At 67.3% G+C, this 8844-nt stretch carries 10 protein-coding genes; 5 read left to right on the top strand and 5 right to left on the bottom strand.

Going from position 1 to position 8844, the window contains the following annotated elements; translation table 11 throughout:
- A partial coding sequence (locus tag NUV79_RS23350) for a methyl-accepting chemotaxis protein (protein WP_257735468.1) occupies window positions 1–1129 on the bottom strand: 1129 nt, incomplete at its 3' end.
- A gap of 453 nt (window positions 1130–1582) precedes the next feature.
- Here NUV79_RS23350 and NUV79_RS23345 point away from each other — a divergent pair.
- The gene (locus NUV79_RS23345) at window positions 1583–2344 is read left to right on the top strand and encodes a L,D-transpeptidase (protein ID WP_257735467.1); all 762 of its coding nucleotides are present in this window, start codon (window positions 1583–1585) and stop codon (window positions 2342–2344) included.
- A gap of 95 nt (window positions 2345–2439) precedes the next feature.
- Window positions 2440–3237 (top strand): DUF2076 domain-containing protein, encoded by a 798-nt coding sequence (locus NUV79_RS23340; RefSeq protein ID WP_257735466.1) that lies wholly within the window; start codon window positions 2440–2442, stop codon window positions 3235–3237.
- A 95-nt stretch (window positions 3238–3332) separates the two neighbouring features.
- Here NUV79_RS23340 and NUV79_RS23335 read toward each other — a convergent pair whose 3' ends face one another.
- Window positions 3333–4148, bottom strand: coding sequence for a L,D-transpeptidase (locus tag NUV79_RS23335; RefSeq protein ID WP_257735465.1), 816 nt, complete (start codon window positions 4146–4148; stop codon window positions 3333–3335).
- 164 nt (window positions 4149–4312) lie between these two features.
- Entirely contained in the window at window positions 4313–5743 is a 1431-nt protein-coding gene (locus tag NUV79_RS23330; RefSeq protein ID WP_257735464.1) for a lipopolysaccharide biosynthesis protein, read from the bottom strand.
- Between the two features lie 215 nt (window positions 5744–5958).
- On the opposite strand from NUV79_RS23330, the gene NUV79_RS23325 reads away from it, so the two are divergent.
- Both NUV79_RS23325 and NUV79_RS23320 read left to right on the top strand, forming a co-directional pair.
- Complete coding sequence (locus tag NUV79_RS23325) at window positions 5959–6450, top strand: GNAT family N-acetyltransferase (protein WP_257735463.1); 492 nt, start codon at window positions 5959–5961, stop codon at window positions 6448–6450.
- Entirely contained in the window at window positions 6447–7289 is an 843-nt protein-coding gene (locus NUV79_RS23320; protein WP_257735462.1) for a DMT family transporter, read from the top strand. The genes NUV79_RS23325 and NUV79_RS23320 overlap by 4 nt, the downstream gene beginning before the upstream one ends.
- Here NUV79_RS23320 and NUV79_RS23315 read toward each other — a convergent pair.
- Together NUV79_RS23315 and NUV79_RS23310 are read right to left on the bottom strand one after the other, a co-directional pair.
- Window positions 7276–7758, bottom strand: coding sequence for a PaaI family thioesterase (locus NUV79_RS23315; protein WP_257735461.1), 483 nt, complete (start codon window positions 7756–7758; stop codon window positions 7276–7278). The genes NUV79_RS23320 and NUV79_RS23315 overlap by 14 nt on opposite strands.
- Window positions 7759–7827: 69 nt before the next feature.
- Window positions 7828–8283, bottom strand: coding sequence for a MarR family winged helix-turn-helix transcriptional regulator (locus NUV79_RS23310; RefSeq protein ID WP_257735460.1), 456 nt, complete (start codon window positions 8281–8283; stop codon window positions 7828–7830).
- A gap of 229 nt (window positions 8284–8512) precedes the next feature.
- Between NUV79_RS23310 and groES the strand changes: the two genes are divergently transcribed.
- Window positions 8513–8800, top strand: a complete 288-nt coding sequence (gene groES / locus NUV79_RS23305; protein ID WP_047576256.1) for a co-chaperone GroES — start codon at window positions 8513–8515, stop codon at window positions 8798–8800.
- The last annotated feature ends 44 nt before the right edge of the window (window positions 8801–8844 follow it).

The raw sequence follows: 8844 nt of genomic DNA, 5'->3' as shown, positions 1-8844 counted from the left end.
GCTTCGACAGGTCGTCGGCGCCCATGTTGATCTCGCGCGCCGCCAGCCCGACATCCGCCGAGGTCGTCTGGATCGTCGCCACCGTGTCCGAGAGGCGGTCAACCGTTTCGTTGAAGTCGTCGCGCAGCTTCGTATAAGCCGCCGGCATCTCGGCCTCGATGCGATGACGCAGATCGCCTTGCGAGAGCGCCGCAAGCCCCTCGGCCAGCGCAGCGACAACGTCCTCCAGCTCCCGAGCCTGCTCGATCTGCTGTTGCGCCACGGCCTGCCGCTGCGCCTCGGTCTGGCGGCGGGTTTCACCCATCAGCTCGGCCTGCGCTGTCGCATCCTGCTCCAGCCTGACCTTCTCGATCGAGGCCTGACGCAGCACTTCGACCGCACCGGCCATGGTGCCGAACTCGCTGCCGCCTCCGAAAGCGGGAACCGGCGTGTCGAGATCGCCCTCGGCGAGGCGCCGCAAGGCAGCGCTCAGGCTGCCGAGCGGCTTCATCATGCGGCGCACCAGCCAGAACAGCAGGCAGCCAGCGACAGCCGCGATCGCCAGGCCCGCAATGATGTTGGCGCGGATCATCTCGCCGATGACGGTGAGGAACTCCTCCTGCTTGATGCCGACATAGAGGATGCCGATCACGTTGCCGTCGGATTTCTGGACGATTGGCTCGTAGATCGTGAAATAAGGCACGCCGAGAATATCGGCGGCGCCGGAATAGGTCCGCTTCTCCTTGAAGACGGCATCATAGGCCGGGCCCTGGGCCAGCTTGGTGCCGACCGCTCGCGTGCCGTCCGGCTTGGTCACGTTCGTCGTTACCCGGGTATCGCCCATGAAGACGGTGGCCGTCCCGCCCGAGAGCGCCTTGACCTTGTCGACCGCCGCGAAGTTGTCGTTGACGCTTTCGTTGCCGAAGATGAGCTTGTTGCCCTCGAGTCTCGGCTGGCCCTTGGCGAGAAGGATATCCCGAAGCAGGTTGATGTTGATCGCCAGGCTCGACTGGGCGCGTTCCCGCATCGCGCTGTCGGCCGCGCGCAGTGATACCGCAACCGAAGCCGCGACGGCGACGCCGACGATCAGCACGGCCAATATCGCCAGACGCGTAGCGATTGGCAGGCGCAGCGAAGGCAGTTTCAGCATGGAGGCCCATCTCCCGGGAAGAGCGACATGATGCAGCGCTCTCCGGAGTGGCGCGCCGCCAGCAACACGTAGGCATAGGCGGCAGGCAATCGTCTAAACTCACGTGGCTTCGCCGACGGTCAGAAGACCGAGGTAATGCGACGGCGGCGATCGACGAAACAGGGCCACTATTGAGCCTCATCGTCAAAAAATATTTAACTGTTCGAACAGGCTTGCGCGGCAACACGACAGCCACGAAGGCTCGATCTGAATCGAGCGACTGGAACCCGGCATGTGCCTGTCCGGCAACTGACCTGTTGCCTGATCGCAACAGGCCCCGCCAACCACATTTTTGCCACATCACGTTCACCCCACGGCCATCTCGGCCACCTTGAACGGAGGTCAACAGCAGCGCATGGAACCAATGCGCTGTTCCGCCGTTCTTTTTTGCCCGTAACGCCGAGTTGTCCGTCGATGTCTCCCGACCGTCCGTCCGCCTCTCCCCTCGCCCGTCCGACCCGCCGCGTCTTCGCGGCCCTGAGCCCGCTCTTCCTCGCCGCCTGCGTCGCCAACCGGCGCCCGGAGCCGTTCGAGGTTGCGCATCAGGGGCCGCATATCAGCGCCGAGTATCTGGCGATGTATGGCGAGCGGCCGGATGAGCAACACCCGCTGCCGGCGACGGATCTCTCCGAGGTCGAGCCGCAGTTCCTGCGCCGGATCGTCTCCTACCCGACCCGCGAGCAGCCCGGCACGATCGTCGTCGATACCGACAACCGCTATCTCTATCTCGTTCAGGAGAACGGCAAGGCCATCCGCTACGGCATCGGCGTCGGCAAGCAGGGCATGTCCTGGCGCGGCCGCGCCACGGTTGCCCGCAAGGCGCAGTGGCCGCGCTGGACCCCGACGGCGGCGATGATCGCCCGCGAGCCGGAGCGCAACCGCCCCTGGGCCGGCGGCATGGCCGGCGGGCTCGAGAACCCGCTCGGCGCCCGTGCACTCTATCTCTACCAGGGCAACCGCGACACGCTCTACCGCATCCACGGTACCTCCGAGCCGTGGTCGATCGGCAAGTCGGTCTCCTCGGGCTGCATCCGCCTGTTCAACCAGGACATCATCGACCTCTACAGCCGCGTTCCGTCCGGCACGACGGTGGTGGTGCTGAATCGCGGCTCGCTGCAGGCACCCTCCGACGTCGACGAGATGCCACCGCCGGATGACGATTTCGGCAGCATCTGAGGCGCGCCCGTCACGACGACGCCTTGATACCGTCACAGGCCGATCCCACCTCTTGAGCGCGGCGCAACCGCGCCGCGCAACGAGAGGAGATGACGATGACGCCGCAAGAACGCGACGTGATCGCCGGGATTTTCGACCGCCTTCGGCAGGCGGCCAACCAGCCCCGCGACCCCGAGGCTGAGAATTTCATCGCGGAACGCCTGCGCGAGCAGCCCTACGCGCCCTATGCCATGGCCCAGGCGGTCTATGTGCAGGAGCAGGCGCTCGCCAACCTGAACCAGCAGGTCGAGAGCCTGCAGGCGCAGTTGCGCGAGGCGCAGACGCGCGCGCGCGAAGCAGCGCAACCGCAGGCCGGTGGCTTCCTGTCCGGCATCTTCGGCGGCGGATCGGTGCCGCGTACCGGCTCGGTTCCGCCCGTGCCGCCGCGCGCTGACGCCGCAGCACCGTCCGGAGCCTGGAACACGCAGCCGCAGGCCGCTGCCCCGGCTCAGGCCATGCCGATGCAGGGTCAGGGCCAGCCCGGCCCATGGAGCAACCAGCCGCAACAGCAGTCCCGCGGCGGCGGTTTCATGGCGAGCGCGCTGACCACGGCGGCAGGCGTTGCCGGCGGCATGATGCTCGGCAACGTGCTGACCAATGCCTTCGGTGGCGGCAGCAAGCCCGCGGCGCAAACCGCGAGCGACACCAGCTCCGGCTCGAACGCCAGCGCGGCTGCGCCCCAGCCGGCGGCGGCAGACCAGAGCGCCAGCGCCCAGCCCGCGGCCGACCAGACAGCGCAGGATCGCGGCTACGGCCAGGGCTATGATGGCGAGGCCAATTACCAGAACGCCAACTACGACGATGCCGATCCCGGCTTCGACGATGGCGGCGGAGACGACGACAGCTGGGTCTGACAGCGCTCACCGCCTCTAACGGCTGAGATAACGCAAACGGCGGCCCGCTATGCGGAGCCGCCGTTTTTCATGGGCGCCAGACGAGGCTTTTTGCTTCAGATCACCAGCACCTTGGCGCCGACGCGAACGCGCTCGTAGAGGTCGGTGACGTCGTCATTGGTCATGCGGATGCAGCCCGAGGACACCGCCTGCCCGATCGTGTTCGGCTCGTTGGTGCCATGGATGCGGTAAAGCGAGGAGCCCAGATACATGGCGCGCGCGCCCATCGGGTTGTCGGGACCGCCGGTCATGAAGCGCGGCAGGTCGGGCCGGCGCTTCAGCATCTCGGCCGGCGGCGTCCAGCTCGGCCATTCCGCCTTGCGGCTGATCGTCTTCATGCCAGCCCAGGAGAAGCCCGGCCGGCCGACGCCGATGCCGTAACGCAAGGCCCGGCCGCCCGGCTGCACCAGGAAGAGGAAGCGCTGCGGCGTGTCGATGATGATCGTGCCCGGCTTGTGCGGACCGTCATAGGCGACTTCCTGCTTGCGGAAACGCGGGTCGACGATGTGCTGGATGCCCTGCTGCGGCTCGACAGGCTCGCCGAGCGCGGCCATGCGGCGGCCGGCGCGCGGCTGGCGCGCCGCCTCGAACGGGTCTTCATAGCCGCCTTGCGGCTGCACCCGCTGACCATAGGCATAGCCACCGGGTCGGTTATAGACCGCGCCGCCACGGCCCGCGGGCGTCGGGTCGCGGCCGGTCATCAGCATCTCGATGAAGCCGCCGCCATAGTTGCCGCGCCCGCCGCCTGAAGCCATCGGATCGTTCGGCGCGGCGTAACCGTAATTCTGGCGATAGCCTTGCGCGAGGGCCGGCCCTGCCACCGCCAGGGCTCCGGCAGCAGCGAGGAGCGGGAGGATAATCTTTCGACGCATGACGCAGGTACTCTCGACATCGACTGCCTGAAAGCCTGCGGCGTGCCCTGAAAGGAATGGTGAATCGTTGACTCTTCGGCGCTGAAACCGGCCCTAACCGGCGCAATTCGCGGAATTAACCTTAGCGAGCGGTCAAGCGACAGGGTGAAGGAAACCTTGCCGCCTCACCGGCGTGCCGAGCGCCGGGCGAGCCAGCGCAGCTTCAGACCAGTGCGCCAACGGCCGACATCGCAGGCGAGGATCACCACCGCATAGACCAGCCCGCCGAGGACGATCTGCAGTGGCAGTTCGAGGGCAGCCGCAAGCGTGCCGCGCAACGGCCAGATCGCAAGGCCCATTGCAATACCGGCAGCGAGAACGCAGGCGATCTCGCGCAATGGCGGGAGGACCGGCAATGCGCGGAGCGCAAACACGGCCATGACCAGCAGCGCTGTCAGATAAGCGGCGCTTTGCGCGATCGAGACCGTCGCCGGTGTGAGCGTTCCCGGCAGCGCGAAGATGATGGCGAGATTGACGGCGAGCCCGATCAGGGAGGTGAGGATCGCGACGAGCGTGCGCTTCGCCAGCAGGAACACAGGCGCGAGACCGGCCTGAAACAGCGCGATCGCCGCGAAGCCCGGCAGCAGCAGCGCCATATGGCCGGCGAAATGACCGCGAAAGCTCGCGGGTACGAAAAGCCGTTCGAAGGCCGGCAGGATCAGCCAGAAGCCGAGCGCGACCGGCAGCACGCAGGCGAGCACGGGGACCATGTTGCGGGCGATGCGCTTCTGGGCGGCGACGGTCCCCCGCGTCTCGTCGAGGCGGATGACCTCGCGCAGCAGCACGATCTCCAGCATCGAGGCCAGTACCGGGAAGAGCCGGAGGCCGATATCGGAGGCCAGCGAGAAATAGCCGGCCTCGGCGAAGCCAAGCCTGTCGGCGAGGATCGCACGGTTGAGGAGCGGGATCGCGGCATAGACCGCGTTGCCCGCGACCAGCGGCAGCGCGTATCGCGCGAAACCGCGCATCAGGTCGGCCCGGAGCGCGCCCGGCGCGGGTTTCATGTCGGCGAGCCGGCTGCGATTGGCGATAACGGCGGCAAGCGCACTGAGCACGCCGCCCAGCAGCACAACGGCCGGATCGCGCGTCCACCAAGCGCCGCCGACCATCAGCAACAGGGCCGCGACACTGCGGACGAGGACGAGCCGGGCATAGGCCGCATCGAGGAAGCGGGCCCGCGCAATGGCCGCGTGATAGTCGAACCAGCCCGCCGCGATGCCGCCCGCGACCGAGACCATCAGCAGTGCGGCCGGAAGCCCGGCATCGACGCCCGCCAGCATGGCAGCGGCGAGGAGCGCGCAAAGCGACAGGCTGACACCGGCGAAGAGCAGATCGAGCGTCGCCCGGATGCCGGGATCGCTCTCGCGGGTTTCGACGGAGTAGAACCGGACGGCGGAGAGCTTCAGCCAGTCGAGCAGTGCCGTGTTGACGAGCACGACGGTGGCCGCGCCGATAGCGTAGAGTCCGAAGGCCTCCGGGCCGAGAAACAGGGCGACGAGCAGCCCGAGGACGAAATTCAGCCCGGCATTGACGATGAAGGGCAGAAGAACGGTCATCGTGCCTTCGCCACTCCGTCCCGATATCCGCGTTGCCAGGGTCGAGGCGCGCGACTCAAGCGGCCGCGCAGCCTTCTCGGGCCGGGGTAACCGGACGGAACGATATTTCCAAGGGGAAGCTGCGGCAGCAAACCGCCCTGCCCTGCTGCCAGAGCATTGGGCGCCGCCGTTCCCGCAACTTCACGGCGCCCGAATTCGACCGTAAGGCCAATATCATGACCCCGCCCATCCGGCCTGCCCGCGACGACGATTCCGGCCCGCTCTCCGCCCTCATCGCGGCGAGCTTCGCCGAGTATCCGGGCTGCCTCTTCGTGGAGGACGAGCTGCCCGAACTGCGCCGGCCGGCCTCCTATTTCGCGGCCAAGGGCGGCGAACTCTGGATCGTGGACGGGCCGGACGGGCGCATCGCCGGTTCGCTCGGCGTCGTGCCGGTGCGTGAACAGAATGCGGTCGAGCTCGCCAAGGTCTATGTCGACAGCACCTTGCGGGGCACCGGTCTGGCGCAAGCCCTCTTCGCCAAGGCGATGGATTTCGCCGAACAGGGCGGCTTCGCCGAGATGGTGCTGTGGTCGGATAGCCGCTTCGCGCGCGGCCATCGCTTCTACGAGAAGCTCGGCTTCACCCGCTGGCCGGGCGAACGCTATCTCGGCGACGTCTCGGAAAGCTGGGAGTATCATTTCCGCAAGCCGCTGCGCTTCGGTCCATGACGCTGTCCGTAGCCCTGCGGGCCGCTCTCGGCATCGCCCTGCTCACCGCGATGGACGGGGTGATCAAGGGCCAGATGCAGGAACACCCGTTCATCGTGGCGCTGTTCATGCGCTTCCTGATGGGCGGCATCTGCGCGCTCATCGTGCTCGCCATCGCGCGCCCGCCCCGGCCGACCCAGGCCAGCCTGATCGGCAATCTCGCGCGCGTCCCGCTGGTGGTGCTCACCGCCGGCAGCTTCTTCTACTCGGTCTCGGTGCTGCCGCTGGCGGAGGCGCTGACCCTCTCCTTCCTGGCGCCGGTCTTCGTTGCCCTGCTCGGCGGGCTCTTGCTCAAGGAGAAGATCGACAAGCGCATCCTCCAGGCGCTCGGCTTCGGGATCGCCGGCATGCTGGTCATGGTCTGGCCGCGGCTGCAGGGCCATGTCAGCGGCGCCGGCCTCGGCGTTGCCGCCGCGCTGTTCTCGGCGGTGAGCTACGCCTTCAACCTGATCCTGCTCCGGCGCATCGCGGTTCGGGAACACCCGACCGTCATCGTCGCCTTCCAGAATGTCGGGCCGGCGGTCTGCCTCGCCATTCCGGCTGCGCTTGCCTTCGTACCGATGACCTGGGCGGACCTCGCCGCCTATCTCTTCGCGGGCGCGCTCGGCGTCGCCGGCCACCTGACGCTGACCTCGGCCTATGCCCGCGCCGCAGCCTCGCGGCTGGCTCCGATCGAGTACACAGCGCTGATCTGGGCGAGCCTGCTCGGCTTCTTCGTGTTCGGCGAGGTGCCGCTCTACACGACTTATCTCGGCGCCTTGCTGATCGTCGCGGGCGCCGTCGCCGTCAGCCGGCGCTAGCCTTGGCCGGGAAGACCAGGCAGGTTTCGGTGCCGTGCGCGAGCAATTTGCCGCGCGCATCGACCAGCTTGCCTTCCGTCGTGATCACCGAATTGCCGCGATGGATCAGCTTGCCCTCGCAGCGCACCGGGCCGCTATCGGGCATGACCGGGCGGACATAGTTCAGCTTCATCTCCAGCGTGGTGTAGCCCTCGCCCGGCTTCAGCGTGGCATGGGCCGCGCAGGCCATGGCGGAATCGAGGATCGTCGCGGTCCAGCCGCCATGGATCGTGCCGAGCGGATTGAAGAAGCGCGCTGAGGGCTGACCGACGAAGACCACCCTGCCCTCGTCGGCCTCGGCCAGCTCGAAATCCATGGCATCGGCAAAGGGCGGCGCCGGATTGGTGCCGGCAATGATCCCGCGCAGGAAACTCAAGCCATCGCCCGCGACCAGCTCGTCGCGAGACACCACCCCAACCACGCGCTTCATGCCGATCTCCATTCGTGTATCTGCACGATAGAGACATGTTCCGGCGATGGTCAACCGGTCGCCGCTGCTTCAGCGTTCTCCGCGCGCTGCCCGCCGCAGGGCCTTGAGGCCATCGCGGGTCTCGCGCCAGCGGTCCTCGCCGAAGCCGCCCTCGATCTTGTCCTGCGCCTCCCGCCAATACGGGATCGCGGCCTCGATCGCGGCTCTGCCCTTCTCGGTCACCGCATAGACCGAGGCCCGGCCGCGGCACTCGACCGGCTCGACCATGCCCTCGGCCGCCAGAAGCTGGAGGTTGCGGGTCAGCGAGGTCCGCTCCAGCGCGAAACGCTCGGCCAGCTCGGTGACCGACTTCCATTGCCCGGTTGAGAGCGCCGAGAGCAGCACGAACTGGGTGATCTTGAGCCCGCTCGGGCGCATCGCCTCGTCATAGGCCCGCGTCACGGCGCGTGCGGTCATGCGGACATGCAGCGCCACGCAGGAGCGGGCGATGGCGTCGAGACGGGGGTCGGGCGCGGGCGTCGTCATTCCGCCATGTTAGCGTGTTCAAGCGCTGCTGCCAGCAGGCCTGAAGCGACCTGCGACACCGCATCCGCCGCCGTTCACTTTATCGCCGCGCGCTTCCTTGACTCTCCGGACCCCCGCGCCTATCTCCGCTGGCATCTGTTAGCACTCTCACTTGGTGACTGCTAACAGCCTCCCCCGGGAGCCCTTCAGCGGCCCCCGAAACGAATAAGACCGAGAGGAAGACAGAACCATGAAGTTCCGTCCGTTGCATGACCGCGTCGTGGTCCGCCGCCTTGACAGCGAAGAGAAGACCAAGGGCGGCATCATCATCCCCGAGACCGCCAAGGAAAAGCCCCAGGAGGGCGAGGTCATCGCCGTCGGTTCCGGCGCGCGTGACGAGGCCGGCAAGCTCGTTGCCCTCGACGTCAAGAAGGGCGACCGCGTCCTGTTCGGCAAGTGGTCGGGCACCGAGGTCAAGATCGATGGTCAGGACCTCCTGATCATGAAGGAATCCGACATCATGGGCGTCGTCGGCTGATCGCCGCCTGACCGCTCTCTTCCGTTTCAAGTTCTAAGGAGTAG

Origin of the sequence: Allobosea sp. 47.2.35 (assembly GCF_024655635.1) — a bacterium.
Lineage (GTDB): Bacteria > Pseudomonadota > Alphaproteobacteria > Rhizobiales > Beijerinckiaceae > Allobosea.
This window is presented reverse-complemented; position numbering and strand designations above follow the sequence as displayed.

Excerpts from the sequence above, each read along its gene's own strand:
- NUV79_RS23345 (WP_257735467.1), top strand. The coding sequence starts at position 1,583 with ATGTCTCCCGACCGTCCGTCCGCCTCTCCCCTCGCCCGTCCGACCCGC.
- NUV79_RS23340 (WP_257735466.1), top strand. The coding sequence starts at position 2,440 with ATGACGCCGCAAGAACGCGACGTGATCGCCGGGATTTTCGACCGCCTT.
- NUV79_RS23335 (WP_257735465.1), bottom strand. The coding sequence starts at position 4,148 with ATGCGTCGAAAGATTATCCTCCCGCTCCTCGCTGCTGCCGGAGCCCTG.
- NUV79_RS23330 (WP_257735464.1), bottom strand. The coding sequence starts at position 5,743 with ATGACCGTTCTTCTGCCCTTCATCGTCAATGCCGGGCTGAATTTCGTC.
- NUV79_RS23325 (WP_257735463.1), top strand. The coding sequence starts at position 5,959 with ATGACCCCGCCCATCCGGCCTGCCCGCGACGACGATTCCGGCCCGCTC.
- NUV79_RS23320 (WP_257735462.1), top strand. The coding sequence starts at position 6,447 with ATGACGCTGTCCGTAGCCCTGCGGGCCGCTCTCGGCATCGCCCTGCTC.
- NUV79_RS23315 (WP_257735461.1), bottom strand. The coding sequence starts at position 7,758 with ATGAAGCGCGTGGTTGGGGTGGTGTCTCGCGACGAGCTGGTCGCGGGC.
- NUV79_RS23310 (WP_257735460.1), bottom strand. The coding sequence starts at position 8,283 with ATGACGACGCCCGCGCCCGACCCCCGTCTCGACGCCATCGCCCGCTCC.
- groES (WP_047576256.1), top strand. The coding sequence starts at position 8,513 with ATGAAGTTCCGTCCGTTGCATGACCGCGTCGTGGTCCGCCGCCTTGAC.